Origin of the sequence: Pseudomonas rhizosphaerae (assembly GCF_000761155.1) — a bacterium.
In the GTDB taxonomy this organism is placed as follows: Bacteria; Pseudomonadota; Gammaproteobacteria; order Pseudomonadales; family Pseudomonadaceae; genus Aquipseudomonas; species Aquipseudomonas rhizosphaerae.
In genome coordinates this window covers 731,347-757,871 of record NZ_CP009533.1, presented here as the reverse complement: position 1 = coordinate 757,871, position 26,525 = coordinate 731,347, and the positions used below count along the sequence as shown (strand labels likewise).

Annotated in this window: 26 protein-coding genes and 1 tRNA gene; 8 read left to right on the top strand and 19 right to left on the bottom strand. The window is 60.5% G+C overall.

All coding sequences use genetic code 11. The features are described 5' to 3' along the window. Positions 1–20 precede the first annotated feature (20 nt). The 4 genes from LT40_RS03445 to LT40_RS03430 all read right to left on the bottom strand — a co-directional run bounded on the left by LT40_RS03445 (position 21) and on the right by LT40_RS03430 (position 4,105). Complete coding sequence (locus LT40_RS03445; RefSeq protein ID WP_043186522.1) at positions 21–752, bottom strand: class II aldolase and adducin N-terminal domain-containing protein; 732 nt, start codon at positions 750–752, stop codon at positions 21–23. Positions 753–823: 71 nt separating this feature from the next. Further along, on the bottom strand, positions 824–1,657 hold the full coding sequence (locus tag LT40_RS03440) for a transporter substrate-binding domain-containing protein (protein ID WP_043186519.1): 834 nt from the start codon (positions 1,655–1,657) through the stop codon (positions 824–826). Positions 1,658–1,682: 25 nt separating this feature from the next. Then, positions 1,683–2,555: a phytanoyl-CoA dioxygenase family protein gene (locus LT40_RS03435; RefSeq protein ID WP_043186514.1), complete on the bottom strand. Its 873-nt coding sequence runs from the start codon at positions 2,553–2,555 to the stop codon at positions 1,683–1,685. 29 nt (positions 2,556–2,584) lie between these two features. Beyond that, positions 2,585–4,105 (bottom strand): amino acid ABC transporter permease/ATP-binding protein, encoded by a 1,521-nt coding sequence (locus tag LT40_RS03430; protein WP_043186511.1) that lies wholly within the window; start codon positions 4,103–4,105, stop codon positions 2,585–2,587. Positions 4,106–4,613: 508 nt separating this feature from the next. Between LT40_RS03430 and LT40_RS03425 the strand changes: the two genes are divergently transcribed. Next, positions 4,614–5,573, top strand: coding sequence for a LysR family transcriptional regulator (locus tag LT40_RS03425; protein WP_148308508.1), 960 nt, complete (start codon positions 4,614–4,616; stop codon positions 5,571–5,573). On the opposite strand, the gene LT40_RS03420 is transcribed toward LT40_RS03425, so the two are convergent. From LT40_RS03420 to queA, 6 genes are all read right to left on the bottom strand, one after another. Beyond that, the gene (locus LT40_RS03420) at positions 5,558–6,106 is read right to left on the bottom strand and encodes a glycine zipper 2TM domain-containing protein (RefSeq protein ID WP_043186507.1); all 549 of its coding nucleotides are present in this window, start codon (positions 6,104–6,106) and stop codon (positions 5,558–5,560) included. The two genes, LT40_RS03425 and LT40_RS03420, sit on opposite strands and share 16 nt — an antisense overlap. 120 nt (positions 6,107–6,226) lie before the next feature. Further along, a complete protein-coding gene (secF, locus tag LT40_RS03415) occupies positions 6,227–7,138 on the bottom strand; it encodes a protein translocase subunit SecF (protein WP_043186504.1) in 912 nt (303 codons plus the stop codon). A 9-nt stretch (positions 7,139–7,147) separates the two neighbouring features. Next, positions 7,148–9,016, bottom strand: coding sequence for a protein translocase subunit SecD (gene secD, locus LT40_RS03410; RefSeq protein WP_043186503.1), 1,869 nt, complete (start codon positions 9,014–9,016; stop codon positions 7,148–7,150). Between the two features lie 62 nt (positions 9,017–9,078). Then, positions 9,079–9,414: a preprotein translocase subunit YajC gene (gene yajC / locus LT40_RS03405; protein ID WP_043186500.1), complete on the bottom strand. Its 336-nt coding sequence runs from the start codon at positions 9,412–9,414 to the stop codon at positions 9,079–9,081. Positions 9,415–9,466: 52 nt separating this feature from the next. Next, positions 9,467–10,582, bottom strand: a complete 1,116-nt coding sequence (gene tgt / locus LT40_RS03400) for a tRNA guanosine(34) transglycosylase Tgt (RefSeq protein ID WP_162473363.1) — start codon at positions 10,580–10,582, stop codon at positions 9,467–9,469. A 14-nt stretch (positions 10,583–10,596) separates the two neighbouring features. Continuing rightward, positions 10,597–11,661 (bottom strand): tRNA preQ1(34) S-adenosylmethionine ribosyltransferase-isomerase QueA, encoded by a 1,065-nt coding sequence (gene queA / locus LT40_RS03395; RefSeq protein WP_043186496.1) that lies wholly within the window; start codon positions 11,659–11,661, stop codon positions 10,597–10,599. Positions 11,662–11,770: 109 nt separating this feature from the next. On the opposite strand from queA, the gene LT40_RS03390 reads away from it, so the two are divergent. From LT40_RS03390 to LT40_RS03375, 4 genes are all read left to right on the top strand, one after another. After that, positions 11,771–11,855, top strand: a tRNA-Leu gene (locus tag LT40_RS03390). Between the two features lie 213 nt (positions 11,856–12,068). Further along, the gene (locus tag LT40_RS03385; RefSeq protein ID WP_043186494.1) at positions 12,069–12,698 is read left to right on the top strand and encodes a LysE family translocator; all 630 of its coding nucleotides are present in this window, start codon (positions 12,069–12,071) and stop codon (positions 12,696–12,698) included. A gap of 103 nt (positions 12,699–12,801) precedes the next feature. Further along, positions 12,802–14,007, top strand: a complete 1,206-nt coding sequence (locus LT40_RS03380) for an MFS transporter (protein ID WP_043186492.1) — start codon at positions 12,802–12,804, stop codon at positions 14,005–14,007. Positions 14,008–14,334: 327 nt separating this feature from the next. Continuing rightward, positions 14,335–15,888 (top strand): alkaline phosphatase D family protein, encoded by a 1,554-nt coding sequence (locus tag LT40_RS03375; protein ID WP_043186490.1) that lies wholly within the window; start codon positions 14,335–14,337, stop codon positions 15,886–15,888. Between the two features lie 47 nt (positions 15,889–15,935). On the opposite strand, the gene LT40_RS03370 is transcribed toward LT40_RS03375, so the two are convergent. Genes LT40_RS03370 through LT40_RS21710 form a run of 3 tightly spaced genes read right to left on the bottom strand, consistent with a single transcriptional unit; the run spans position 15,936 to position 17,562 of the window. Continuing rightward, complete coding sequence (locus LT40_RS03370) at positions 15,936–16,553, bottom strand: LysE family translocator (protein ID WP_043186488.1); 618 nt, start codon at positions 16,551–16,553, stop codon at positions 15,936–15,938. 12 nt (positions 16,554–16,565) lie between these two features. After that, positions 16,566–17,342: a 2OG-Fe dioxygenase family protein gene (locus LT40_RS03365; RefSeq protein ID WP_043186486.1), complete on the bottom strand. Its 777-nt coding sequence runs from the start codon at positions 17,340–17,342 to the stop codon at positions 16,566–16,568. Then, positions 17,326–17,562 (bottom strand): hypothetical protein, encoded by a 237-nt coding sequence (locus LT40_RS21710; protein ID WP_162473356.1) that lies wholly within the window; start codon positions 17,560–17,562, stop codon positions 17,326–17,328. Before LT40_RS21710 ends, LT40_RS03365 begins: the two co-directional genes overlap by 17 nt. Here LT40_RS21710 and LT40_RS03360 point away from each other — a divergent pair. Continuing rightward, complete coding sequence (locus LT40_RS03360) at positions 17,467–18,369, top strand: LysR substrate-binding domain-containing protein (protein WP_043186484.1); 903 nt, start codon at positions 17,467–17,469, stop codon at positions 18,367–18,369. The genes LT40_RS21710 and LT40_RS03360 overlap by 96 nt on opposite strands. 151 nt (positions 18,370–18,520) lie before the next feature. Continuing rightward, a complete protein-coding gene (locus tag LT40_RS03355) occupies positions 18,521–19,375 on the top strand; it encodes a class I SAM-dependent methyltransferase (RefSeq protein WP_084139710.1) in 855 nt (284 codons plus the stop codon). 35 nt (positions 19,376–19,410) lie between these two features. On the opposite strand, the gene LT40_RS03350 is transcribed toward LT40_RS03355, so the two are convergent. Then, on the bottom strand, positions 19,411–20,196 hold the full coding sequence (locus LT40_RS03350) for a substrate-binding domain-containing protein (protein WP_043186481.1): 786 nt from the start codon (positions 20,194–20,196) through the stop codon (positions 19,411–19,413). A 314-nt stretch (positions 20,197–20,510) separates the two neighbouring features. On the opposite strand from LT40_RS03350, the gene LT40_RS03345 reads away from it, so the two are divergent. Next, positions 20,511–21,158 carry a DJ-1/PfpI family protein gene (locus LT40_RS03345; RefSeq protein ID WP_052393227.1) on the top strand — a complete coding sequence of 216 codons (648 nt, stop codon included), beginning with the start codon at positions 20,511–20,513 and terminating at the stop codon, positions 21,156–21,158. A 5-nt stretch (positions 21,159–21,163) separates the two neighbouring features. Here the strand turns inward: LT40_RS03345 and alaC are convergent, their stop codons facing one another. The 5 genes from alaC to cyoB form a co-directional block, all read right to left on the bottom strand. After that, positions 21,164–22,363 carry an alanine transaminase gene (gene alaC, locus LT40_RS03340; RefSeq protein ID WP_043193269.1) on the bottom strand — a complete coding sequence of 400 codons (1,200 nt, stop codon included), beginning with the start codon at positions 22,361–22,363 and terminating at the stop codon, positions 21,164–21,166. A gap of 278 nt (positions 22,364–22,641) precedes the next feature. Further along, the gene (gene cyoE / locus LT40_RS03335; protein WP_043186478.1) at positions 22,642–23,529 is read right to left on the bottom strand and encodes a heme o synthase; all 888 of its coding nucleotides are present in this window, start codon (positions 23,527–23,529) and stop codon (positions 22,642–22,644) included. Positions 23,530–23,540: 11 nt separating this feature from the next. Then, positions 23,541–23,873 carry a cytochrome o ubiquinol oxidase subunit IV gene (gene cyoD / locus LT40_RS03330; protein ID WP_043186476.1) on the bottom strand — a complete coding sequence of 111 codons (333 nt, stop codon included), beginning with the start codon at positions 23,871–23,873 and terminating at the stop codon, positions 23,541–23,543. Next, positions 23,874–24,503, bottom strand: coding sequence for a cytochrome o ubiquinol oxidase subunit III (locus tag LT40_RS03325; RefSeq protein ID WP_043186473.1), 630 nt, complete (start codon positions 24,501–24,503; stop codon positions 23,874–23,876). It lies immediately after the preceding gene. A gap of 3 nt (positions 24,504–24,506) precedes the next feature. Further along, the gene (gene cyoB, locus LT40_RS03320) at positions 24,507–26,522 is read right to left on the bottom strand and encodes a cytochrome o ubiquinol oxidase subunit I (RefSeq protein ID WP_052393225.1); all 2,016 of its coding nucleotides are present in this window, start codon (positions 26,520–26,522) and stop codon (positions 24,507–24,509) included. Positions 26,523–26,525: the final 3 nt, after the last annotated feature.

Genomic DNA, 26,525 nt, shown 5'->3' with positions numbered 1-26,525 from the left:
AGTCGGGCGCTCGGTTGCGCTCAGTCCACCAGCGAAGGATCCGCCTGGATCATCAGGTGCTTCATTTCTTCGAAGTGGCGTTGGGAAAAGTCGGAGATCTTTTCCCAGTCACGTGCGGTCTTTTCCGCCACCTCATCGGCCAGCACCTTGAGCGGCTGGCCGGTCGACCAGGCCGTGACCAGAATTTGGCAGGCCCGCTCCAGAGTCCAGATGTCGTCGAACGCCTCGCCTACCGTCGGCGCGACCACGATGATGCCGTGGTTGCCCATCAATAGCCGGCGCTTGTCCTGCAGCAGGTTGGCCAGGCGGGCACCCTCGGCGCTGGTATCGGCCATGCCGCCGTAGAGTTCGTCCACCGCGATGCGGTTGAAATAACGCGCCGTGTTCTGGTCGACCGGCAGAATCTTCGGTTGCGCAAGGCAAGCCACGGCCGTGGTGTAGACCGGGTGCAGGTGCAGCACCACACGGGCATCGGGCAGGCGCTGGTGAACCTGGCCGTGGATCGACCAGGCGGTGGCGTCCACGTCCGGGCGGTGCGCGGCTTCGGTGTCGTCGGCATCGAGCAGCAACAGGTCACTGGCCCGCAGCCGCGAGAAATGCACCCACTTGGGGTTGAGCAGGAACTGCTTGCCGTCGGCGCTGATGGCGGCGCTGAAATGGTTGGCAACCGCCTCGTGCATGCCCAGGTGGGCGATGATGCGGAACGTTGCGGCCAGGTCGATGCGCGTCTGTTCTTCGAAACTCAGGGCCATGCTCTGGGCACTCCATTGAAACGTACCCGCCAGGATCGACGGGTACTGTCGGCTGATGTCGAGGCGCGATATCAGGGGTTGGGCATCAAGGCGGCGATGTCATCGGCGGTCGGCGCCTGGAACTTGTACTTGTCCAGCAGGGCCGCGTATTCGGGGGTCTTGCTGTATTTCTCCAAGCCATGGATCAGCGCGTTGCGGACCTCGTCGTTGCCCTTCTTTACACCGAAGCCGTTGAGCACCGGGTAGATCAGGGTCTGCGAAGAAATCACCACGCGATCGCCCAGCTTGTCGACCACCCCGCGAGCGACCGCCGCGTCGGTGATCTGCGCTTCCACCGCGTGGGCCAGCATGGCCTGGGTAGTTTGCGGATCGGTGCCGTACTCACTGATGGCGATCGGCTGCAGGCCGTTCTTCACGCAGTACTCGGCGGACAGCTTTTGCAATTGCTGAAGCCAGGAGGTGGCGCCCATGGAGCCGATCTTGTGCCCGCAGAACTCTTCCGGCGTCTTGGGCTGATAGGCGCTGCCCTTGACCGCGAGGATCGACTCACCGCTTTTCAGGTAAGGGACCATGTCGATCACCTTCATGCGGTCGGCGGTGATGTACATCGACGAGTTGGTGATGTCGAACCGTCCGGCCTGGAGCCCGCTGATCAGGTTGGGAAAGCGGGTGTCGATGTTTTCCGCAGTCATGCCCATGACCTTGGCGAGACCGTCGAGGAACTCGATATCGAAGCCGGCAGGCTTGTTCTTCTCCATGTATTCGTAAGGGAAGAACGTCATGTCGGACCCGGCGACGATCTTGCCGGGCTGCTGGAACGCCGAAGCGCTCAACGAACTGGCGGCCAGGATGGCGCCGAACACGGCCATGGCGACGGGGCGGGCTTTCAGGCTTGGCAACTTCATGGGGTATTCCTCGCAGTCAATGGATTCAGGCAGTCGCCAGGTCGGTACCGGCCTGTTGGACGAAAAACGATGCACCCTTGGGTTTCTGGGGCAGACGCACATGGTTCTCGGTGCTGCGGATCAAGCCGCTCTCGCACCCGGCCACCAGGCGTCCGGCGTGCTCACTGGGCAGCGGGTTGTCGGCCAGTGGCAGAGCGTCCTCGGCGGCGTACACGCTGATGAACAGCGTCCGCGGATCTTCGGTGTGATTGGGGCTTGAGGCATGCAGCAGGCGAGTGTGCATGAAGCACACCGAGCCGGGCGGGCCGAAGCAGGCCACCGGCGCCTGGCAGTGTTCCTCGACCACGGCATCGGCCACCGCGCCGGTGAAACGCTCGTCATGCCAGTGCGACCACAGCGGGCCTTTATGGCTGCCAGGTACCACCTTGAGCGGACCGTTCTGCGCGGTCACTTCGCTGACCATCAACAGGGCCGTCACCAGGTCGTCGTTGCTGTGCGGGGTGAAGAGGAAATCCTGATGCCATTTCACTTGGGTGGCGGTGTGCGGCAGCTTGGAGTTGATCTTGCTGTGATGGAAACGGGTGCCGGTCCCGCCGATCAACTGCCCGGCGATTTCGGCCATGCGCGATTCGAAGGCCGTCTGGCGATACGCTGGCGAAATCTCAGTGGGCGACGCTACCCGGCGCAGCGAGGGATGGTCGGCACGGTGATCGCTTTCCACATCGAAGCGTGCGCGACCATCCAGGGTTTCACCCCAGGCCTGAGCCTGGCTGCGGCTGTCCTGCACCCATTGATCGAAGTCATGCTGCAGCGCTGCCACTTCAGGCGCCGCCAGCACATCCTCGACCACCAGAAAGCCATCCTGGTGAAACTGGTCTATCTGCCATTGCTCGATCATGTTCTCTCCTCGCACCGGTAGGGTTGGCTTCAGGCCAACGAGACATCTTTCAGGAACGCTTCCACTCGCGGGTTGTGACCGCCACGCAGCGCCTGCGGGCTGTCGTCGCAGACCACTCGCCCCTTCTCCATGAAGACGATGCGATCGGAAACCTTGAAGGCAAAATTCATTTCGTGGGTCACGATGATCATGGTGATGCCCTCGCTGGCCAGGGCCTCGATGACCTGCAGCACCTCGTTGACCTTCTCCGGATCGAGCGCCGAGGTGGGCTCGTCGAACAGCATGATCTGCGGGCGCATCATCAATGCCCGGGCGATCGCCACGCGCTGCTGTTGGCCGCCGGACAACTGATGCGGGTATTTCCAGGCGTGGTCGAGCATGCCGACCTTGTGCAGCAGGGCGTAGGCCTGTTGCTTGAGTTCGGCCAGCGGCGCCAGACGGTGATAACGCGGCGCCATCAGCAGGTTGTTCAGCACGGTCATGTGCGGGAACAGATTGAAGCTCTGGAACACCATGCCGATGTTCATGCGGTGCTCGGCGTGCTCCACATAGCGCGGCGGTTGCGCGCCCTGCCGATTCAGGTGAATGAACGGTTTGCCGTTGATCTTGATGTCGCCGTTGTCGATCTGCTCCAGGCCGTTGAGCAGGCGAATCAGCGTGGTCTTGCCCGACCCCGAAGGACCGATCACCGACACCACCTCGCCCGGCTCGATCTGCAGGCTCACCGCACCGAGCACTTCGACGTCGTTATAGGCCTTGTGTAGCTTGGTCGCCTGCAACGCGGGACCGGTCGCGGCGCTGTCGGGTCGCGTCACGGCGGCCCGGTGCTGGGTGGCCAGGCGCAGCACTTCGGCATCCGGCTGACGCGCGGCCTTGGTCTGGGTCACGTCCAGATAACGCTCCAGGCGTTTGAGCAGGAAGTCGAACACGGTCACAATCAGCACATAGAAGAACGCCACCCCTGCCATGGTTTCCATGACCAGAAAGTTCTGCGAATACAGGCGCTGACCCACCATGAGGATCTCGGTCAGCGAGATCACCGACACCAGCGAGCTGAGCTTGACGATGGAAATGAATTCGTTGGTGAGCGACGGCAGTGCGACGCGCAAGGCTTGGGGGATGACGATGCGCCACTGGGTGCCGGCGAAGCGCAGACCCAAGGCTCGCGCAGCCTCGCTTTGCCCCTTGGCGATGGAAAGCAACCCACCGCGATGGATCTCCGCGACGTAGGCCGTTTCACTCAACACCAGCGCGATCAATCCAGCCCAGAACGGGTTGGCCAGCACCGCCGACGTAGACGGCAGCGCCTGTGGCAGGTTGTAGACGAATATCAGCAGGACCAGCAGCGGCAGGCTGCGAAACAGCCAGATGTAACCGCGTGCCGGCAGGTTGAGCAGTGGACGGGAAGATTGCTTCGCCAGCGCCAGTACGAAGCCCAGCACGATACTGACGACCCAGGTCAATACACTGAGTTGAATCACGGTCCAGGCCGCCATCCAGAACTCGGTATCACTGAGCAGACCAAACATGTATTTCCAATCAAACGTCATTGTCGGCTCGCTCGGCAAGGTCAATAGTGGTGGGTGACTTCCTGTCGGATATGAACTTCGAACGTTGCCCGTTCTGCCCGTCTGGAACCCATCATGATTGATGCCAGGTTCTGCCGAAATTAGTAAATTCGGGCCCCTTGCATAGGAAAAACCTAAGTAGAAGTTCCTGAGGCAAACATCGCACTCCCTGTTTCTACTTGATCAGATATAAAGATTGGAAAAGCCTGAAAACCACTGCACGGTTTTAGCGCAGCCTGTTTCCGGTCTTATGGCAGACGAAACTTTTTGGTGCGAAACGGGTTTGGCGCCTTGATTCATTGGGTGTGCCGTAATGCCGCACTTCTGAAGCTCGTTTGCAGAGCGCCGCTATCGCTGGGCGTGAAGTGTGATCAGGGTTCAGACAGTCCCTGTAGTTCAGGGTGGCCCAGGCACTGGCATGGTCTTCGCAGGCATAGGTAAAACCTATTCAGGCGGCGCAGGACCGAACGGCGCTGCCGAGGAGCTGAACTTGATGCACTTCACCCTTCGGCAACTCAAATACTTCGTGGCGGCTGTCGAACAGGACAGCATTGCCGAAGCGTCCAGGCAATTGCATATATCCCAGCCGTCCATCTCCGTGGCCATCAAGAATCTCGAAGAAGCCTTCAATCAACCCTTGTTCGTCCGCCATCATGCCCAAGGTGTTTCACTCACGGCCGGAGGCGGCAGGATCTATGAAAAGGCCAAGGAGTTATTGAGGCTGTCTCAGGAATTGGAACAGGATTCGCGCGCCGAGAATGGCAATGTTTCAGGCACCATTGCCATTGGCTGTTTCGAGTCGGCCGCGCCGTTGTACATGCCCAAGTTGGTGGCCGGATTCAAGAGCCTGTACCCGGAAGTGGCCATTCAACTTTATGACGGCGAACAGCACGAGCTGATGCACGGCCTGCACCGTGGTCGCTTCGACCTGGCCTTTCTCTACGACCTGGAGCTGGGCAACACCATCCACAAACAAGCCCTCAACGCGCCCCACAAGCCCTATGCCCTGCTACCGCTCGACCATCCTCTGGCGCAACGAACCTCTGTCACTTTGCAGGCCCTGAGCGAGGAACCGATGATCCTGCTCGATGCCGTTCCCAGCCGCAGTTACTTCATGGATATCTTCACCGAGAAGGGCTATGCGCCGGTCGTTGCCTACAGCTCGCCTTCCATCGAGATGGTGCGCTGCATGGTGGGACAAGGCTTGGGGTTTTCGGTGTTAGTCACCCGGCCATGCAGCCACACGACCTACGACGGCAAGCTGCTGGCGCATCTGGAGATCGAGGACGACATGCCGGCGTCGACCCTGGTGATGGCGCACCTGCGCAACAACCAGCCGAGTCGGGCGACTCGGCTGTTCATGGAGTATTGCCGCAGTGTGGAGCTGACGCCGCCGGGGCCGGCGGCGCGTGTGGGTGAGGGGGAACCTGGGGCTTATTGCCCGGCCTGATTCTCACCTAGGATCAATTGACCCTGCTTGTTCACCGGGATCTGCGAGCCGGGGTCGCGGTCCATGCGCACCTGGCCGACCTTGCCGTCGAGCTGGTACTTAACGTTGTAGCCCACGACCTTGTCGCTGATGTCGTTGACCGTGTTGCAGCGGGTCTGTGTCGTGCTGTAGGTGTCACGTCCCTGCATGCCTTCCTGCACCTTGTTGCCTGCGTAGCCACCGCCCACCGCACCGGCCACGGTCGCAATCTTCTTGCCGTTGCCGCCGCCGACCTGGTTACCGAGCAGGCCACCGGCGACCGCACCCAGAACGCTACCGACGATCTGGTGCTGATCCTGGACCGGCTTCTGCCGAGTCACAGTGACGTCCTTGCACACTTCGCGCGGCGTCTTGATCTGCTGTTTGATCGGCTCTGCGGCCAATACGTCGGCGTACTCGGGGCCTTTGTTCACGAGGCTGTAGGTTGCAACGGCGCCTCCGGCGGTAACACCGACAGCACCCAGCACTGCACCAATCAGCAACGACTTATTCACTTTGAACCTCCTGACTACGGTCATGGCACGAAGCCACGTTTCCCAGCCTTGGAGCATGAAAAAAGGCGCGAGTTCAATACTCGCGCCTTTCAGGCATTGCCGGGGTGAACGTCTGACGTGTTATGGACGGTCGTCGACCTGGTCCTTGGCCACGGGAGGAATCAGATCCTCGCTGCTCAGGTTCAGCCAGATCAGTACCACGTTGGCGATGTAGATCGACGAGTAGGTACCGGCCATGACGCCGATGAACAGTGCCAGCGAGAAGCCCCACAGGTTGTCGCCGCCGAAGAACATCAGGGCGGCGATGGCCAGCAGGGTCGACACCGAGGTCGCCACGGTACGCAGCAACGTTTGCGTTGTGGAGACGTTGATGTTCTCGATCAGGGACGCCTTGCGCATCACCCGGAAGTTCTCGCGAACCCGGTCGAATACCACGATGGTGTCGTTGAGCGAGTAGCCGATGATGGCCAGTACCGCCGCCAGCACCGTCAGGTCGAAGGTGATCTGGAAGAACGACAACAGGCCCACGGTGACGATCACGTCGTGAATCAGCGACAAGATGGCGCCGACCGCGAATTTCCACTGGAAACGGAACGCCAGGTAGACGAGTACGCCGCCAAGGGCCAGCAGCATGCCGAGGCCGCCCTGGTCGCGCAGTTCTTCACCGACCTGCGGGCCGACGAACTCGACACGCTTGACCGTGGCCGGGTTGTCGCCGCCAACCGTCTGCAGCGCCGCCGCGACCTGGTTGCCCAGCTGCGGGTCTTCACCCGGCATGCGCACCAGCAGGTCGGTGGTAGCACCGAAGTTCTGCACCACAGCGTCGTGATAGCCGGCTTTCACCAGCTCGTCACGGACCAGGCCCAAGTCGGCCGGCTTCTCGTAGGTCAGCTCGATGAGCGTACCGCCGGTGAAGTCCAGCCCGTAGTTCATGCCCTTGTGGAACATGCTGAACAGCGCCAGCACGGTAAGGAGCACGGTGATGGCGAACGCAATATTGCGCACGCCCATGAAGTTGATGGTACGTAACATGGCAGCCCCTTAAATCCACAACTTCTTGAAGTCCCGACCGCCGTAGATCAGGTTGACCATAGCGCGGGTCACCATGATGGCCGTGAACATCGAGGTAAAGATCCCGAGGGACATGGTAACGGCGAAGCCCTTCACCGGGCCGGTGCCCATGGCGAAGAGAATCCCGCCGACCAGCAGCGTCGTCAGGTTGGCGTCGATGATCGCGGTGTAGGCGCGGTCGAAACCTTCGTGAATGGCGCGCTGGATGCTCATGCCATTGGCGATCTCTTCACGTATGCGCGAGAAGATCAGCACGTTGGCGTCCACCGCCATACCCATCGTCAATACGATACCGGCGATACCCGGCAACGTCAGGGTCGCGCCCAGCAACGACATCAGCGCCAGCAGCATGACCATGTTCAAGGCCAGTGCCACGGTGGCGATCACACCGAAGAAACGGTAGATGGCGATGATGAACAGCGAGACGAACAGCATGCCCCACAGCGACGCATCGATACCCTTGGTGATGTTGTCGGCGCCCAGGCTCGGCCCGATGGTACGTTCTTCGGCGAAGTACATGGGCGCTGCCAGACCACCGGCGCGCAGCAGCAGGGCCAGCTCGGAAGACTCGCCCTGGCCATTGAGGCCGGTGATGCGGAACTGGCTGCCCAACGGCGACTGGATGGTCGCCAGGCTGATGATCTTCTTCTCTTCGGAGAAGGTCTGTACCGCAACGTCCTTCTCGACACCGTTGACCGTCTGCTTGACGTAGCGCGTGGTCGGGCGCTGTTCGATGAAGATCACTGCCATGCTGCGGCCGACGTTGCTGCGCGTGGCGCGGCTCATCAGGTCGCCGCCATGGCCATCGAGCTTGATGTTCACCTGGGGCTGGCCATGCTCGTCGAAGCTGGCCTGAGCATCGGTCACCTGGTCGCCGGTGATGATCAAGCCACGCTCGACTGCGGCCGGAGGACGGTTGCCCTCGCGGAACTCGAAGGTCTCGGTGGTGGCCTTGGAGTCATCCGGGCCTGCGCCGAGACGGAATTCCAGGTTGGCAGTCTTGCCCAGGATGCGCTTGGCTTCGGCCGTATCCTGCACGCCCGGCAGTTCGACCACGATACGGTTGGCACCCTGGCGCTGAACCAGCGGCTCGGCCACGCCCAGTTCGTTGACCCGGTTGCGCACCGTGGTCAGGTTCTGCTTGATCGAGTATTCGCGGATTTCCGCAACCTTGGCCTGAGTCATGGACAGGCGCAGCACCGACAACTCGTTGCGCTCGCTGGCGACCAGGTCGAAATCGGTGAACGTCTTGCGGATCAGGGCTTGTGCCTGGTCGCGGGTGGCGGTGTCATTGAAGCCCAGCTGGATGGCGCCATCCTGCTGCGGCAGGCTGCGATAACGTACACGCTCCTTGCGCAGCAGCGTCTTGACTTCACCCTCGTAGACTTTCATGCGGGCGTCGAGCGCCTTGTCCATGTCCACTTCGAGCAGGAAGTGCACACCGCCGGAGAGGTCGAGGCCCAGCTTCATCGGACTTGCACCCAGGCTGCGCAACCACGGCGGCGTAGTGGGGGCCAGGTTCAAGGCCACCACGTAGTCATCGCCCAGCGCCTTGCGCACGACGTCCTTCGCCGGCAGCTGATCTTCGGCCTTGGTCAGGCGCAGCAGACCGCCCTTGCCGTTTTCGGCCAGGCTTGCAGATTTGACCTGGATGCCGGCGGCGTTGAGCGCCGTGCCGACGCGATCCAGATCGGCCTGATTGACCTGCAGCGCAGTGCTCGCGCCGCTGACCTGGATGGCCGCGTCATCAGGATAGAGATTAGGTGCGGAATAGATAAAACCGATCGCCAGCACCGCCAGGATCAGTACATATTTCCACAGAGGGTATTTGTTCAGCATCACGCCGCCCGTTCAAGACGCGGGGCGCCTTGCGCGCCCCGACATGGGTAAAAGTCTGCAGCTTAGATCGCTTTGAGCGTGCCTTTGGGCAGGGTCGCGGCGATGGCGCCCTTCTGGATTTTCAGCTCGACGGTGTCGGACACTTCGATGACCACGAAGTCGTCGGTGACCTTGTTGATCTTGCCGGCAATACCGCCGTTGGTAACGACTTCGTCACCCTTCTGCAGGTTGCCCAGCAGGTTTTTCTGTTCCTTGGCACGCTTGGCCTGCGGGCGCCAGATCATCATGTAGAAGATGACCAGGAAACCGACCAGGAAAATCCACTCGAAGCCAGTGCCGGCAGGGCCAGCAGCCGGTGCAGCGGCGTCCGCGAAAGCGGCGGGGATCAAAAAGCTCATTCAACGCTCCAGTTACTTAGAAGTTATTGACTTGAAAGTCTTTATAAAACGGTCAGTCCAAGGGCGGCACAGGCAGCCCGCGCTTGGCATAGAAGGCATCGACAAAGGCGGCCAATGTACCCTGTTGAATAGCCTCGCGCAAACCAGCCATCAGCAGCTGGTAATGACGCAAATTGTGGATGGTATTCAACATGCTACCGAGCATTTCGCCGCACTTGTCCAGGTGGTGCAGATAAGCGCGCGAGAAGTTGCGGCAGGTATAGCAATCGCAGGTAGGGTCCAGCGGCGAATCATCGTGGCGATGGAACGCGTTGCGGATCTTCAGCACGCCCGTGTCGATGAACAGATGCCCATTGCGCGCGTTGCGCGTCGGCATCACGCAGTCGAACATGTCGACGCCGCGGCGCACACCCTCGACCAAGTCTTCGGGTTTGCCTACCCCCATAAGGTAACGAGGTTTGTCAGCGGGCATCTGGCCCGGCAGGTAGTCGAGCACCTTGATCATTTCGTGCTTGGGCTCGCCCACCGACAGGCCGCCGATGGCCAGGCCATCGAAGCCGATCTTGTCCAGGCCTTCGAGCGAGCGCATGCGCAGGTTCTCGTGCATGCCACCCTGAACGATGCCGAACAGCGCCGCCGTGCTTTCCGCGTGGGCATCCTTGGAACGTTGCGCCCAGCGCAGCGACAGCTCCATGGACGTGCGCGCGGTCTGCTCGTCGGCGGGATAAGGCGTGCATTCGTCGAAAATCATCACGACGTCCGAGCCCAGGTCGCGCTGCACCTGCATCGATTCCTCGGGGCCCATGAACACCTTGGAGCCGTCCACCGGAGAGGCGAAGTACACGCCCTCCTCCTTGATCTTGCGCATGGCACCCAGGCTGAACACCTGGAAACCACCGGAGTCGGTCAGAATCGGCCCCTTCCACTGCATGAAATCGTGCAGGTCGCCGTGCGCCTTGATCACCTCGGTGCCAGGGCGCAGCCACAGGTGGAAGGTGTTGCCCAGGATCATCTGCGCACCAATTGCCTCGATGTCGCGCGGCAACATGCCCTTGACCGTGCCATAGGTGCCTACCGGCATGAACGCTGGGGTTTCGACCACGCCACGGGGGAAGGTCAGGCGGCCACGACGGGCCTTGCCGTCGGTGGCCAGCAATTCGAACGACATACGACAGGTGCGACTCATGCTTGATCCCCTGGCGCGGCTTCGCTGGGACCGCGAGGCGCCGGATTGCGGGTGATGAACATCGCATCACCGTAACTGAAGAAGCGGTACTCGTTGGCCACTGCCGCCGCATAGGCCGCCATGGCTTCGGGATAACCCGCGAACGCCGAGACCAGCATCAACAGCGTGGACTCGGGCAAATGAAAGTTGGTCACCAGAGCATCGACCACATGAAACGGCCGCCCTGGAAAGATGAAGATGTCGGTGTCGCCGCTGAACGGTTTCAATACGCCATCGCGGGCCGCGCTTTCCAGCGAGCGCACGCTGGTGGTACCTACCGCTACCACCCGGCCACCGCGGGCCTTGCACGCCTGCACCGCATCGACCACGTCCTGGCTGACCTCTAGCCACTCTTTATGCATGTGGTGATCTTCAAGCTTCTCGACCCGCACCGGCTGGAAGGTGCCCGCGCCCACATGCAACGTGACAAAGGCAGTTTCAACGCCCATGGCCTCGATCTGCGCCAGCAGTGCCTTGTCGAAGTGCAGCCCCGCCGTCGGCGCCGCCACCGCACCGGCCTTCTCGGCGTACACGGTCTGGTAGCGCTCGCGGTCGGCGGTGTCGTCGGGCCGGTCGATATAGGGCGGCAACGGCATGTGGCCAACCTTGTCGAGCAGCGGCAGCACCTCTTCGTTGAAGCGCAGTTCGAACAGCGCATCGTGCCGCGCGACCATCTCGGCCTCGCCGCCGCCGTCGATCAGGATCATCGAGCCGGGCTTGGGCGACTTGCTGGAACGCACATGGGCCAGCACGCGATGGCTGTCCAGCACGCGCTCCACCAGGATTTCCAGCTTGCCCCCCGACGCCTTCTGGCCAAACACCCGCGCGGGAATCACCCGGGTGTTGTTGAACACCATCAGGTCGCCCGGCCGCAGAAAGCCCGGCAGATCGGTGAATTGACGATGATCCAGCGCACCGGACAGCCCATCGAGGACCAACAGGCGGCTGCCATGGCGCTCGGCCAGCGGGTGGCGAGCGATCAGGGAATCAGGAAGCTCGAAAGAGAAATCGGCGACGCGCATGATAGGGTTCGGCTGTATAGGGCTGAAAATTCTAGCAAAAATCTTCAAAATTGACCATGAAAGCTGATTGACCAGTGGTCGCGTCGTCTCTATACTTCGCCGCCTGTAAGCCCTGATGGCGGAATTGGTAGACGCGGCGGATTCAAAATCCGTTTTCGAAAGGAGTGGGAGTTCGAGTCTCCCTCGGGGCACCAAATCAGAAAAAAGACCTTTGCGAAGGTCTTTTTTTTCGCCTGCGATTTGATCCCTTGCCTTTGCATGAGCGGCCATTGGCAGCGAATGAACCTACCTCCTGCTGCGCAGATCGGCCAGCCGATCAACTGTTGCCCCCACCTCCTCGCCAACTGTACCTCCCCCCGCCCCCTCGATGCGCCTACCCTTTGAGCCAATCCAAAGGAGCACTCGTCATGCCGGATGCAGCCAACCTCTACCTGTTCGTCATCGCCGCCGCATTGCTGCTGATCGTCCCCGGACCGAACATGGCGTTCGTCACCAGTCACGCACTTGCCCACGGCTGGCGAGCCGGGGCGGCGGCTGCGCTGGGCATTTCGCTGGCGGACTTGCTGCTGACACTGCTGGTCAGCGCCGGCATGGGTGCTGTCGTCATGAGCTGGGCACCTGCGTTCGACTTGTTGCGGCTGGCCGGTGCGTGCTATCTGTTGTGGATGGCCTGGCAAGCGTTGACGGCGCCGACTGGCGAAAGCGCTGCCCCCCGCCCCCTGGGTTCGATCCGCAAGATTTTCGTCCGTGCGACGCTCAACAGCCTGCTGAATCCCAAAGGCCTGCTGTTCTTCATGGTGTTTCTGCCGCAATTCGTCACCGTCGGCAACGCGAGTGTGACGGTCCAACTTGTGATGCTGGGTGTGCTGCTCACTTTGATCTCCCTGGTTTTTCACACCGTACTGGCGCTGTGCGCCGCAACGTTGCGCAAAAGGTTGAACGGCGGTCCGGCTCTGAGAAGATGGGGCAGTTACGGCTTTGCGGGCATGATGACAGCGCTGGCCGCCCGCCTTTTATTCCTTGAGCGACCCTTATGACCCTGCCCCACCACCCCGGCAAAACAGGTATCAGGTTCGACCTGCAGGCACTATAAGCCCCCCTACAAGAGCCACCTCGCGAACACGGAGTTCCGCCTTTCACATGAGCAATGCCTACCGCACATTCTTCGCAACACCAGGGGTCGTGGCGCTGATCATGGCCGGCTCGATGGCCAGGCTTCCGCAAGCCATGGTCGGGCTGGGCCTGATTGCCATGCTTGCACAGGAAACGGGGCGCTACTGGGTCGCAGGTGCGGTAGCAGGTACTTATACCCTGACCAGCGCCATACTCGGACCGATGATCTCGAAGCTGGTGGACCAGCGCGGTCAGCGCAAGGTACTGGCGCCAGTCGCGGCGTTCAGTATCGGCATGCTGCTGGCCCTGATCGGCGCCGTGTACTGGCATGCACCGCTGCCCGTGCTGTTCGTACTAGCGGCCATGGCGGGCGTGCTGCCCAGTTTCGGGGCGATGATCCGCGCACGCTGGGCCTATCTGTTTCGTGGAAAGCCGCAACTGCACGCCGCCTATTCCCTGGATACGGTGCTGGTGGAGTTCACCTTCATCGTCGGCCCGCCGCTGTCCATCGCCTTGAGCAGCGGCCTGTTCCCCCAAGCCGGACCACTGGTGGCCGCCGTGTTGTTGGCCGTGGGCGTGGTTGCCTTTCTGCGCCAGCATGAAACCGAGCCACCGCCGATACCTGCCGTCAAAGGCCATTCCGGTTCTCCACTGCGCATTCCTGCCTTGCGGATCATCGTCGTGGCGATGCTGGCGCTGGGCGTGCTCGGCGGGTCGGTCGACGTAGCGGTGGTGGCGTTTGCCAAGGAGACCGGCTGGGCGGCCGCCGCCAGCTTTGTCCTGGCAGGCTTTGCCGCCGGGTCCATGGTCGCCGGGATTACCTTCGGAGCGGTCAGAAGTGGGCTACCGTTCGAAACCCAGCTGCTGATCGGCGCGGTATTCACCGCCGTGGCGACGACGCTGCCGATCTTTGCGCCCAATGTGTATTGGCTCACCGGATTGCTGTTCATCACCGGCATGTCGTTCGCGCCGACCCTGATCGTGGTAATGAACATCGGCACGAAAATCCTGCCGCCCGGAAAGATCACCGAAGGGCTGACCTGGCTGAGCACCGGGGTCAGTGTAGGCATCGCAATGGGTGGGGCAACGGCTGGCCTGGTCATCGACCACTTCGGTACCCGTGCCGGATTCGGCGTCGCCATCGGCGCCGGTTTGCTGATGCTCACCGCCGTGCTCACTGGCCTGCGCGCGCTGCAGGCGAGTTCGGCGAACGAGGTCGTCGTGCCTGGCTGACGTCCGTTGGGCCAGTTGTGTGGAACGTGTTGAAAAGCATATTACTGGCGTCGAATAAATCAGAATTTATGTCTGTATATTTAGCTCTGTAATCTTCTGAGACCCGCGTACTATCGGGTTATCGGCGTGCCGAGAAATCGGAAAAAAAATCGGAAAAGGGCGCTGCCAATGAGTGGATCATCCGTCGCCCGGTTTCCAACTGTCATCACTATAGGCATCCTCGCTGCCGCCAGGTTTACAGGTATCAAGTAGTCGACTCTATCGCCCTTCACGCCCCTGTCACATCCCCACGCTTACATAGCCCTTTCTCTTTCGCAGGGTTATTTCATGAGCATGTTCGACCTCAAGCGCCGTCGTCTCGTCCAGGCCGTGGGTGCAGGCTTTTTGCTGCCAGGACTGGCGCCGGCGGTGATCGCCTCGGTCAAGGACCGGCCACAGCTGACCGACGGCGTACAGTCCGGCGATTTGCTGGACGACAAGGCGATGGTCTGGAGCCGCTGCGATCGTCCGGCGCGGATGGTGGTGGAATGGGACACGCGCAGCATGTTCACCAACCCGCGCCGACTTGTCTCGCCATTGGCCGACGCCGGCACCGATTTCACCGCGCGCGTCGAGCTCAGCGGCCTGCCGGTGGACCAGGCAATTTTCTACCGTGTGCAGTTCGAGGATGCGCAGACCGGCGTCAGCAGTGAGCCGTGGTTCGGCCATTTGCGCAGCGAGCCTTCGCAACGTCGCGACATCCGTTTCGTCTGGAGCGGCGACACCGTGGGCCAAGGCTTCGGTATCAATCCTGATATCGGCGGTATGCGCATCTATGAAGCCATGCGCCTGCGCCTGCCGGATTTCTTCATTCACAGTGGCGACACCATCTACGCCGACGGGCCGGTGCCAGCCACGGTGACCACGGAAAATGGCCGCGTGTGGCGCAACATCACCACCGAAGCCAAGAGCAAGGTGGCCGAGACTCTGGATGAGTACCGCGGCAACTACCGCTACAACCTGATGGATGAAAACGTGCGCCGCTTCAACGCCGAGGTGCCGCAGATCTGGCAGTGGGACGACCACGAGGTGACCAACAACTGGTCGCCCAGCAAGCAGCTCGACGAGCGTTACCAGAACCGCGACATTCGCCATCTGGTGGGCAACGCCCGTCAGGCGTGGCTCGAGTACGCCCCCATGCGCCTGCAACGCGCCGACAATGGCGGGCGTATCTATCGCAAGCTCAGCTACGGGCCGATGCTGGATATTTTCGTGTTGGACATGCGCAGCTACCGCGGCGGTAACGACGACAACCTCGCCGCCAAGCCCGAAGCTCGAACGGCGTTCCTCGGCCAGGCGCAACTGGACTGGCTCAAGTCCGGGCTCAAGGGATCGCAGGCGCAGTGGAAAGTCATTGCTGCCGACATGCCCATCGGGTTGGGCGTGCCGGATGGCGAGGTAAGCCCCGGTGTCAGTCGTTGGGAAGCGATCGCCAATGGCGAGGGTGGTGGTGCCAAAGGGCGCGAGCTGGAAATTGCCGAGCTGCTGGGCTTCGTGCGCCAGCAGAAGGTGGTCAACACCGTCTGGCTGACAGCCGACGTGCACTATTGCGCAGCCCATCACTACCACCCCGACCGCGCCGCCTTCCAGGACTTCGAACCGTTCTGGGAATTCGTCGCCGGGCCGTTGAATGCCGGCAGCTTCGGGCCCAATCCGCTGGACGCCACCTTCGGCCCGCAAGTGGTGTTCCAGAAAGCACCGCCTGCGCAGAACACCTCGCCGTTCGCCGGCTTCCAGTTTTTCGGCGAAGTGCAGATCGAAGGCCAGAGTGGGGAAATGACCGTACAGCTGCGCGATCTGGACGGCGTGGTGGTGTTCGAAAAGAAATTGCAGCCGGTGTGATCGATTGCACCGCAAGCGCCTTGGCAGGCAGCCAGAAATGCACAGGGTCAGCCGCCAAGGCCCGGCAACACCAGGCACGCGCCCAGCCCTATGAGCGCGGTGCCGATGACCCGGTCAACAATGCGTTGTTTCTCCAGCATTCTTCTGCGCAGTGGCCCGGAGGAAAAGAACAGCGCCACGATACTGAACCACACCCAGTGCGAGAACGACATGAACAGGCCGTAGGCAAAGTTCGTCGTCATCGAACTGCCTGCCTTTACGACCTGGCTGTATGTGGCCACCACAAACAGCATCGTCTTGGGGTTGAGGGCATTGGTGAAGAACCCTATTCGAAAGGCGTTCCACAAGGACGGTGTCTCGCCTCCACCATTGGCCAGCGTCAACTTGGAAGTATTGAGCAACGAGCGCACCCCTAAGTAGATGAGATAACCAGCGCCCAGCCATTTCATGGCCATGAACAACATTGGCGATTGGGTAATGATCACCGCAATGCCGAACACGGTATAGAAAACATGCACCTGCACACCGCAGGCAATGCCCAACGCTGCGACCAGACCATTGCGGCGCCCGTAGGCATAACTGTTGCGCGTGACCATGGCAAAGTCAGGGCCAGGGCTGATAACGGCCAAGACTGTGATCAAGGCTACCGCGAGTAATTCGTTCATGACCCTGTCCTGTCAGCGTTTCTTGAAAGTGACGACCAGTACATCTCGGTATGCGGGTCTATCAGGGTGGATGGGGATGACGGGGCTGACGCCATGCCGGACCCGTTCGTCGTTGAGCATGGCGGCTTCCAGTTCATGGATCATCGAATGCTTGGCCAGTAGCCGGTGGTCGTTATCGTAGATGGACGTTTCCCCCTCCATGACGTTGACCCGACTGACCAGCAGCATGAAAACGAAGTCGACGCCATCGCGATGCACCCCTTCAGGCGTGGGCGAAGCAGCGCCCTTGGACGCATCGATGCGAAACTGATGAACTTCGATATGCCACGCACAGTGCGCTGCCATCACGTTAAAGCAGGCGCAACACAGATCCATCACTGCGGAAAACACCAGGCCCTCACAGACGTGGACCGGGATCGGGGCAAAGTGCCGGACAATGCCGCCGTTGAGAGGGTTGTGTGCAGTGGTTTGGTAGTGCGGTTGATGAGGACGGGGCTGCCAGTGTCGGCTTCCCTGTTCCGTAAAGAAGGTAGCGTAGCGACGAAAGCGATAGGTACCACCGTCACCCATGAAAGCGTCCTGGTCCAGATGATCCCAGGTTAGCCGGAAGTCTTCCCACCCTCGGACGGAGCCAGGCACCGGCGTGTTCAGCAAGGCGGCGACCGTAGCCGGCTGCATGAACACAAAACCGTTGCGACTCACTTCATTGCAGACATCGGCAATCAGCGGCGTATGGATCTGTGGCGCAAGATTGCCAGTGGGCACTGCACCCTTATGAATATTGTCCATGGATTTCCTCCATTTTATTGGGCAGATTGCCAAAATCCTCGGCAACGAACGCCATCATGGAGTTTTGCGTGGGCTGGAAAAAACGATTTATAGTCATCGAAACCTGTGAGATTTCGTTGCCCGTATGAGCCTTCCTCCCCTCGCCTCTTTTCGCTTTTTCAATGCTGCCGCGCAGACGCAAAGTTTCATCAAGGCTGCCGAACAGTTGCATGTCACCCATGGTGCCGTGAGTCGTCAGATCCGCTCGCTGGAAGAGGCACTGGGGGTGGAATTGTTCGAGCGACGCAATCGTGCGGTCTTTCTCAACCATGCCGGGCGCCTGCTGCATGAGGCCACCCAGCCTATGTTCGAGCAATTGGAGCAGGCGGTTCGTCAAGTGCAGCGCAAGGCTGGCGATGACATTCTGGTGTTGTCCTGCGAGCCGACGATTGCAATGAAATGGCTGATTCCACGCCTGCCTGCTTTTCATCGGGCGCACCCAGACATCCAGATTCAACTACTGGCCGCAGGCGGGCCGATCGATTTCGCCCGGTGCAGGGCAGACCTGGCCATTCGTCGTGATGATTTCCACTGGGACGATTCCGTACATAGCAGCGCACTGTGTACGGAGTGGGTAGGCCCGGTGTGCGCACCGTCGCTGGCAGGGCCGGCGAGTCTATTGAGCGGCGTGCATCTACTGCGCAGCAGAACACGACCGGCAGCCTGGGAGCAGTGGTTGCGTCTGGTGCAGAAAGTGGCCTGCGAAGTGACGACGGTCGATTACGAGCATTTCTATCTATGCGTTCAGGCCGCCAGCGCAGGGCTGGGCGTCACCATGGCATCGATGATGATGGTTCAAGACGAGCTGGCATCAGGCCAATTGGTCGCGCCCTTTGGCTTCGTTCGCGATGGTTCGGGGTATTTCCTGCTGTCCGCGCAGCCGACGGAAGAAAGTCCAAAATGCTCGGCGTTTCGTCACTGGCTGGAAAGTCAGGCGCAGGCATCAGTCGCCCATGCGCCTCACGGCGTGCTCGCCACTACCCTCTGATCCGGTTTTGCCCGGCCTGGTATGAATTAACCGCTGCCTCGGCCACCTTGCGCTACGCTTTGTTTAATAACGCCCAACGAGGCTGGTTGGGTGTTGCGCTGTGCAATCAGCCTTGCGACCACAACAACGCCAGCAGGCGTGCGAGGGGCAAATGAAAAACCTCAGCGACATTCTGCAAATCAAGAACTTGACCGAAAAACTCCAGGCGATTCTTCCATCCACTGCCGTGAAGGGCTACCTGCAAGGGGCAGGCTCCTTCGACAAGGGGCGTCCGGACTACCCCAAGGAACTCGACAACTGGCTGCGCGAGATCATGCAGATCAAGCCCCACAGCAAATGGGACCCACCCCACACAACGGTACTGGATTTAGGATCAGGGACGGGCAAGTTCATTCCACGACTGGTGGACATCGGCGCCGAAGTGTTCGCGGTGGAGCCGGTCGCCGCCATGCGCGAGAAGCTCGAGCTCAATTGGGGCGACAAACCCTACGTCAAGATACTCGAGGGCGCTGCCGAAGAGATCCCGCTCAAGAGCCAGTCGGTCGACGCCGTCATCTGCGCGCACTCTTTCCACTGGTTTGCCAAGCCCGAGGCCATGAAGGAAATCCATCGCGTGCTCAAGCGCGGCGGACGGCTGGGCATGATCTGGAACTTGCGCGATACCCGCGTGGACTGGGTACGACAGGTAGCGGACGTCGTCAGTACCGTGGCCGGCGACAGCCCCCGCTTCTATACCCAGCAGTGGCGTGAAATGTTCCCCCATAAAGGCTTCGCCCATCCTCTGGTGGAAAAGCACTTCACCCATTCGCACACCGGCACCCCGGAAGACGTAATCCTCAACCGGGTTCGCTCCATCAGCTTCATCTCCACCCTGCCGCCTGAACAGCAGGAGCCGATCTTCCAGCAGGTCCGCGAGATCATGGCCACTCATCCCGAGCTCAAGGACAAGCAGGAGATCACGGTGCCCTACGACACCGTGGCCTTTCATACCGTGAAGATCCTCTAGGCCACCGTCGGCGGCCACGGGATGTCCCTCCACGATCACTGCACTGGCGTCAGCCCGCTTTCCTGGATGGCAAGACGGGCTGCCGGGGTGCTCAGGTACTGCAGCAACGCTGCGGCTTCCTCAGGGTGAGCACTGGTGCGCGTGACACCTCCTGAATACAGGGTCATCTTCTGCACCGCGTCGGGAATCAGGCCAACGATGTCGATACCTGGCACGGCCTTGAGCTCGCTCAACTGCTGGAACCCCAACTGCACATCGCCGCGCGCGACGGCGGCGCCCACCGGCTCGTTGTCCACCAGGCTGCTCTTGTCGCGCAACTGCTCGGTGAGTTTCATGCGGGGAAACAGCAGGTGCGAGAGGTACAAGCCGCTGGTGCTGTTGGAGTAGGCCAAGGATCGCGCGTCGAGCAGGGTCTTGCGGAAGGCGTCGACACTGCCGATGTCGGGCTTGGCCTCGCCTTGGCGCACGGCCATGGCGATGAAGGACTTGCCGACATCCACCCGTGGTTCGCGCTGCACTTCACCCAGCTGAATGAGTTTGTTCAACGCCGCGTCTTCGGTAAGCACCAGGTCAGCGCGCTCACCGCGCTCCAGCCGGCTGGAGATTGCCATAGGGTTGTCGCCGATGGCAGGCGAAGGCAATACGGTCACCTTGATCCCGGTGGCCTTTTCGTATTCAACGACGATGGTTTGCATGGCACTGACCACGCCGCCCGAGCCGAGCAAGGACAACTGCACCGGTGGCGGCGCTTTCTGCGCATGGGCGGCACTGGAACCAAGTAATACACAAGCCAGCAAAGCGCTGGTGAGCCGTTTGGTCATGACGAAATGATCCTGAAAATGAACATGAAGCCTGGCCGGTGACTGGCCAGGAACGCAGCGAACGAGTGCAGTGAAGGTCAACCGCCTCGCGAAGAATATTCAGTTTACGCGTAATCGGCCAAAAGCCAGGATCAGGTTGCCATTTAAAAAGCAGTTGTCAGGCCATTGCAACGTTGAGAAACAATTTCAGCAATGTAAAGAACGCGTACACGGTCAATCGTGGACAATGCGTTTTGGCAAGATCTGTGGGGTAACTGTCATTTACCCATTGCCGATCCGGACCGATCATGCCAGCTCCTGACTGGAGTGAGCGTATGATCAAGGCCCTGCCCCCCGAACTGCAGATTTTCGACCGCCCACTGCAGGTCGTCATCCTGCTTTACCCCGGTATCGAGATTCTCGATTTCGCTGGACCTTACGAAGTGTTCAGCGTCGCTACGCGGATCGCCCTGCGCGATGGCCTCAGTGCTCATGCGCCGTTCATCGTGCGCACGGCTGCGGCCAGTCGCGAACTGCTTACTGCCCGCTACGACCTGCGAGTGCAGCCCGACGCGCAGTTCGATGACGAACTGCCCTGCGACGTCTTGATAGTGCCAGGGGGTGTGATCGACCAGCCCATGAACGACCCGGATACCCTGGCTTGGGTACGCCGGATGGCAATGACGACAGGCTTGCTCACGTCGGTGTGCAGCGGTGCGCTGATTCTGGCAAAGGCAGGCCTGCTGGAGGGTCAGAGCGTGACCACCCACTGGGCCGACATTCAGGAACTGCGTGAGAGCTACCCGGATCTGGATGTGCAGGAGAACGTGCCCTATGTCGACGCCGGCAGCCTGGTCACCAGCGCCGGGATTTCCGCCGGTATCGACATGAGCCTGCATCTGGTGGCTCGCCTATTGGGCGCCGATGCGGCGCGCACCACCGCCCGCCAGATGCAGTATGAATGGCAGGACATGCCAGGCTAGAAGCGTCAGGCCTTGTCGGCCCGGAACATCTGGCGAATGCCACGCACGGCCTGACGAATGCGGTCCTGGTTTTCAATCAGCGCAAAGCGCACGTGATCATCGCCGTAGTCACCGAAGCCAATGCCGGGCGAAACGCAGACCTTGGCTTCGGCCAGCAGCTTCTTGGCGAACTCGAGCGAGCCCAGATGGGCATAGGCCTCGGGAATCTTCGCCCAGACGTACATCGAAGCCTTGGGGTTTTCCACCATCCAGCCTAGCTCATGCAAACCCTTGACCAGCACATTGCGGCGCTGGCGATACTGCTCGGCGATGTCCTTCACGCACTGCTGATCGCCTTCGAGCGCAGCGATGGCCGCGACCTGCAAAGGGGTGAACGTGCCGTAGTCGTGGTAGCTCTTGATGCGCGCCAAGGCGTTGACCAGCTCGGGATTACCGACCATGAAGCCGATTCGCCATCCCGCCATGTTGTAGCTTTTGGACAGGGTGAAGAACTCGACGGCGATGTCTTTGGCGCCCGGCACCTGCATGATCGAGGGCGCTTTCCAGCCGTCGTAGACGATGTCGGCGTAGGCCAGGTCGTGTACTACCAGAACGTCGTAGCGCTTGGCGAGCGCTACGACCCGCTCGAAGAAGTCCAGCTCTACGCATTGCGCGGTCGGGTTGGAAGGAAAACCCAGGATCATCATCTTCGGCTTGGGAATGGACTCGCGGATTGCCCGTTCCAGCTCGTTGAAAAAATCGACGCCAGGCACCAGTGGCACCGAGCGTACCTGGGCGCCGGCGATCACCGCGCCATAGATATGGATCGGATAGCTGGGGTTGGGCACCAATACGGTATCGCCCTGGTCAAGCGTGGCCAGCATCAGGTGGGCCAGGCCCTCTTTCGAGCCGATGGTCACGATGGCTTCGTCTTCGGGGTCGATATCGACCTGATAGCGGTCCTTGTACCAGCGTGAGATGGCCCGGCGCAGCCGCGGGATACCGCGGGAAGTGGAATAGCCGTGGGTATCTTCGCGTTGGGCGACGGTCACCAGCTTGTCGACGATGTGCGGCGGCGTGGCGCCGTCGGGATTGCCCATGCTCAGGTCGATGATGTCTTCGCCGCGCCGACGCGCAGCCATCTTCAACTCGGCAGTGATATTGAACACATAGGGGGGGAGACGATCGATGCGCGCAAAGCGGCGCGGGCGAACAGGTTCGGCCATGACTTCCTCGGATACGTAAGCGCCCGGAACCGTCCGAGCGACGTTGGCCACTGCGGTGGCCAGGTCGAACGATAAGGCTCTGCCGGCCATGCTGTCCAGAAGATTGTGCGGTGGGCCTTTCGCGGCCGCTGACTGCTCCTACGGAAAACGTGTGTTTATCTGTGGGAGCGGTCAGTGGCCGCGAAGGCAGTACAGGCAATATCGCCGATTGGCCGTTGACCACAAACGAAAACGCCCCGAACTGTTAAGTTCGAGGCGCCTTTGTCTTTGCAGCAGGATCAGTGTGCGTAAGTCAGCAACAACTCACCCGGCACCTTGAAATCCAGCGACATCATCACGCTCAGGGCCGTGATGGTGAAGATCGAGAACACGAACAGCTTGCGCGCCCAGACTCGATCGTCCACCGCCTTGTAGCCAGTCCAGGCCATGTACAACCAGTACATGCCCATTGCCGCCGCCACCGCCAGGTAGCTCATGCCGGCATAGCCACCCAGGGTCAGCATCAGCGTCGCCAGGAGGAAGGCCAGGATGTACAGCAGGATGTGCTTCTTCGCCACCACGATACCGCGCTTGACCGGCAACACCGGAATCGAAGCGGCCAGGTAATCGTTGAAGCGGAAGATCGCGATCGCATAGGAATGCGGCATCTGCCACAGGCTGAACATCACCAGCAGCGTCAGCGCGGCCAGATCGAAGGTGTTGCTGACCGCCACGTACCCGATCACCGGAGGCATGGCACCGGACAAGCTGCCGACCAGGGTGCCGTGCACCGACTTGCGCTTCAGGTAGAGGCTGTAGAAACCCACGTAGATGACGAAGCCGATCAAGCCGCACAGGGCCGCCAGCGGGTTGGCCAATGCGTACAGCATGACCATCCCGGCAACCCCGAGCAGCGTGGCGAAGATCAGGGCGACCTTCACCGAAATCTGCCCCTGAACCAATGCACGGTTCTTGGTGCGCTCCATCTTCACGTCGATGTCGCGGTCGATGCAGTTGTTGAATGCACAGCCCGATGCCACTACCAGGGACGTGCCGATTACGGTTGCCAGAAACAGCCCGATGTCGACATGCCCTTGGGAAGCCAGGAAGAACCCACCTGCCACGGAAAGCACGTTACCGAAAATGATCCCCGGTTTGGTGATTTGGATAAAGTGCTTTACGGACATGTCCGGGTTCCTTACTTCGCCATCATGAAGTGATGGATGCTGAACATGATCCACAGCGACAGACCGACCAGGAACGCGATGATCAACGCCGAGAAGACGAAGGCAATCACGTTCCAGCGCTGCTCGGACGTGCGGTCCAGGTGCAGGAAGTAGACCAGGTGCACCAGCACCTGGATCACCGCGAAGATCATCACGATCCACAGCGTGGCTTCCTTGGACATGGTGGGGAACATCACCAGGCCGAACGGAATCGCGGTCAGGATTACCGACAGCACGAAACCGATCATGTACGACTTGTAGCTACCGTGGCTGCTACCGGCCGAAGTGGTATGAGGGTTTGCCATTTACAGAGCTCCCATCAGATAGACGACGGTGAACACGCAGATCCAGACCACGTCCAGGAAGTGCCAGAACAGGCTCAAGCAGCTCATGCGCGTGTTGTTGGTTGCGGTCAGGCCTTTGGATTTGATCTGGGCGATCAGTACCGCCATCCAGATCAAGCCGCTGGTCACGTGCAGGCCGTGAGTACCGACCAGGGTGAAGAACCCGGTCAGGAAGCCGCTGCGCTGCGGGCCGAAGCCCTCTTCGATCAGCTTGTGGAACTCGTAGATCTCCATCGCGATGAAGCCTGCACCCAGCAGGAAAGTGACGAACAGCCACTTCATCACACCGCTTTTGTCGTTGCTGTGCAGCGCCAGCATGGCAAAGCCATACGTGATGGAGCTGAACAGCAGCAGTGCAGTTTCGGCTGCCACGAATGGCAGCTCGAAGATGTCGTGGCCCGACGGGCCACCGGCGACGTTGTTAACCAGTACTGCGTAGGCGGCGAAGATCGACGCGAACAGGATGCAGTCGGTCATCAGATAGATCCAGAAACCGAAGACAGTCATGCCCCCTGAATCATGGTGATCGTGATCGTCGTGACCGTGCTCGTGCTCGTGAGCCACTTCCGCGTTTAAGGTTGCGTTAGACATTGTTTAAGCCTTCTCCACCGTGGAGTTCAGACGAGAATCAACTCGTGCAGCGTTTGCCAGGCGAGCCATGCGTTCACCTTCGATACGAGCGACTTCTTCAGCCGGTACGTAGTAGTCGATGTCGTCGTCATAGCTGCGCACGATCAGGGTGATGACCATGCCGGCCAGACCGATCGCGGCTGCCCACCAGATGTGCCAGATGGCAGCGAAGCCCAGGATCAGACCGAAGAACGACATCAGCACGCCCATACCGGTGTTGCGCGGCATGTGGATCTGCTTGTAGTCCGCAGCGTTTGCAGTGGCTTCACCACGCTCTTTCATGCCCCAGTAAGCGTCCAGGTCGGAAACCACTGGCTGCTCGGCGAAGTTGTAGAACGGTGGTGGCGACGAAGTCGACCACTCCAGGGTACGGCCATCCCACGGGTCGCCCGAGACGTCCTGGTTCTTGTGACGGTCGCGGATCGATACGAACAGTTGCAGCAGCATGAAGCCAATACCGGCAGCGACGAACAGTGCGCCGACGAAGGCTACGTACAGCCATGGCGTCCAGTCCGGGTTGTCGGTGTGGTTCAGGCGACGGGTCATGCCCATGAAGCCCAGCACGTACAGCGGCATGAATGCCAGGTAGAAACCTACCAGCCAGCACCAGAAGGAGTACTTGCCCAGGCGCTCGTTGAGCTTGAAGCCGAAAGCTTTCGGGAACCAGAAGGTGAAACCTGCCAGGTAACCGAATACTGCACCGCCGATGATCACGTTATGGAAGTGAGCAATCAGGAACAGGCTGTTGTGCAACACGAAGTCAGCGCCAGGCACTGCCAGCAGAACGCCGGTCATACCGCCGATGCTGAAGGTCACGATGAAGCCGATGGTCCACAGCATCGGAGTGGTGAACTCGATGCGGCCACGGTACATGGTGAACAGCCAGGTGAAGATCTTCACACCCGTCGGGATTGCGATCACCATCGTCATGATGCCGAAGAAGGCGTTGACGTTGGCACCCGAACCCATGGTGAAGAAGTGGTGCAGCCAAACGATGAACGAGAGCACGGTGATGGCGATGGTTGCCCATACCAGCGACACGTAGCCGAACAGACGCTTGCGACAGAACGTGGAAGTGACTTCCGAGAACACGCCGAATGCCGGCAGGATCAGGATGTACACCTCGGGGTGACCCCAGGCCCAGAACAGGTTGACGTACATCATCGGGTTCCCACCAAGCTCGTTGGTGAAGAAGTGGAAGCCCAGATAACGGTCCAGCGTCAGCATGAACAGTACAGCGGTGAGGATCGGGAACGATGCAGCGATCAGTACCGCGGTGCACAGGCAGTTCCAGGTGAACACCGGCATTTTCATCAGGGTCATGCCAGGCGCACGCATCTTCAGGATGGTGACGATGAAGTTCACGCCCGTCAGCAATGTACCCAGACCGGATATCTGCAATGCCCAGATGTAGTAGTCGACGCCGACCCCGGGGCTGTATTGAATCCCGGCCAACGGCGGATACGCGACCCAACCCGTCTTGCCGAACTCGCCGACCCCCAGGGAGATGTTGACCAGCAACGCGCCGACCACGAACAGCCAGAAGCTGACCGAGTTCAGGAACGGGAAGGCAACGTCGCGTGCGCCGATCTGCAGCGGCACGACGATGTTCATCAGACCGATCATGAATGGCATGGCCATGAAGATGATCATGATCACACCGTGAGCGGTGAAGATCTGGTCATAGTGCTCGGGCGGCAGGAAGCCGGTCGAGCCCGCGGTTGCCACTGCCTGTTGCGAACGCATCATGATGGCGTCGGCAAAGCCACGCAACAGCATGACCAGGGCAACGGCAATGTACATGACGCCGATTTTCTTGTGGTCGACCGACGTGAACCACTCGGTCCACAGGTACGTCCACTTCTTGTGGTAGGTGATCAGACCAAACACCACCGCCCCGAGCAGCGCAACGACGGCGAGTGTCACCATCACTATCGGCTCGTGGAAGGGCACCGCTTCCAGACTAAGTTTACCGAACATCTT

Coding starts and splice junctions, on each gene's coding strand:
- yajC (WP_043186500.1), bottom strand. CDS start 9,414: ATGAGCTTTTTGATCCCCGCCGCTTTCGCGGACGCCGCTGCACCGGCT.
- cyoE (WP_043186478.1), bottom strand. CDS start 23,529: ATGTCCGTAAAGCACTTTATCCAAATCACCAAACCGGGGATCATTTTC.
- LT40_RS21710 (WP_162473356.1), bottom strand. CDS start 17,562: ATGGGTGACATGCAACTGTTCGGCAGCCTTGATGAAACTTTGCGTCTG.
- secF (WP_043186504.1), bottom strand. CDS start 7,138: ATGTTACGTACCATCAACTTCATGGGCGTGCGCAATATTGCGTTCGCC.
- queA (WP_043186496.1), bottom strand. CDS start 11,661: ATGCGCGTCGCCGATTTCTCTTTCGAGCTTCCTGATTCCCTGATCGCT.
- LT40_RS03440 (WP_043186519.1), bottom strand. CDS start 1,657: ATGAAGTTGCCAAGCCTGAAAGCCCGCCCCGTCGCCATGGCCGTGTTC.
- alaC (WP_043193269.1), bottom strand. CDS start 22,363: ATGGCCGAACCTGTTCGCCCGCGCCGCTTTGCGCGCATCGATCGTCTC.
- cyoD (WP_043186476.1), bottom strand. CDS start 23,873: ATGGCAAACCCTCATACCACTTCGGCCGGTAGCAGCCACGGTAGCTAC.
- tgt (WP_162473363.1), bottom strand. CDS start 10,582: ATGTCGTTCGAATTGCTGGCCACCGACGGCAAGGCCCGTCGTGGCCGC.
- LT40_RS03385 (WP_043186494.1), top strand. CDS start 12,069: ATGCCGGATGCAGCCAACCTCTACCTGTTCGTCATCGCCGCCGCATTG.
- LT40_RS03435 (WP_043186514.1), bottom strand. CDS start 2,555: ATGATCGAGCAATGGCAGATAGACCAGTTTCACCAGGATGGCTTTCTG.
- LT40_RS03370 (WP_043186488.1), bottom strand. CDS start 16,553: ATGAACGAATTACTCGCGGTAGCCTTGATCACAGTCTTGGCCGTTATC.
- LT40_RS03325 (WP_043186473.1), bottom strand. CDS start 24,503: ATGTCTAACGCAACCTTAAACGCGGAAGTGGCTCACGAGCACGAGCAC.
- cyoB (WP_052393225.1), bottom strand. CDS start 26,522: ATGTTCGGTAAACTTAGTCTGGAAGCGGTGCCCTTCCACGAGCCGATA.
- LT40_RS03375 (WP_043186490.1), top strand. CDS start 14,335: ATGAGCATGTTCGACCTCAAGCGCCGTCGTCTCGTCCAGGCCGTGGGT.
- secD (WP_043186503.1), bottom strand. CDS start 9,016: ATGCTGAACAAATACCCTCTGTGGAAATATGTACTGATCCTGGCGGTG.
- LT40_RS03355 (WP_084139710.1), top strand. CDS start 18,521: ATGAAAAACCTCAGCGACATTCTGCAAATCAAGAACTTGACCGAAAAA.
- LT40_RS03445 (WP_043186522.1), bottom strand. CDS start 752: ATGGCCCTGAGTTTCGAAGAACAGACGCGCATCGACCTGGCCGCAACG.
- LT40_RS03350 (WP_043186481.1), bottom strand. CDS start 20,196: ATGACCAAACGGCTCACCAGCGCTTTGCTGGCTTGTGTATTACTTGGT.
- LT40_RS03360 (WP_043186484.1), top strand. CDS start 17,467: ATGAGCCTTCCTCCCCTCGCCTCTTTTCGCTTTTTCAATGCTGCCGCG.
- LT40_RS03365 (WP_043186486.1), bottom strand. CDS start 17,342: ATGGACAATATTCATAAGGGTGCAGTGCCCACTGGCAATCTTGCGCCA.
- LT40_RS03380 (WP_043186492.1), top strand. CDS start 12,802: ATGAGCAATGCCTACCGCACATTCTTCGCAACACCAGGGGTCGTGGCG.
- LT40_RS03430 (WP_043186511.1), bottom strand. CDS start 4,105: ATGACGTTTGATTGGAAATACATGTTTGGTCTGCTCAGTGATACCGAG.
- LT40_RS03345 (WP_052393227.1), top strand. CDS start 20,511: ATGATCAAGGCCCTGCCCCCCGAACTGCAGATTTTCGACCGCCCACTG.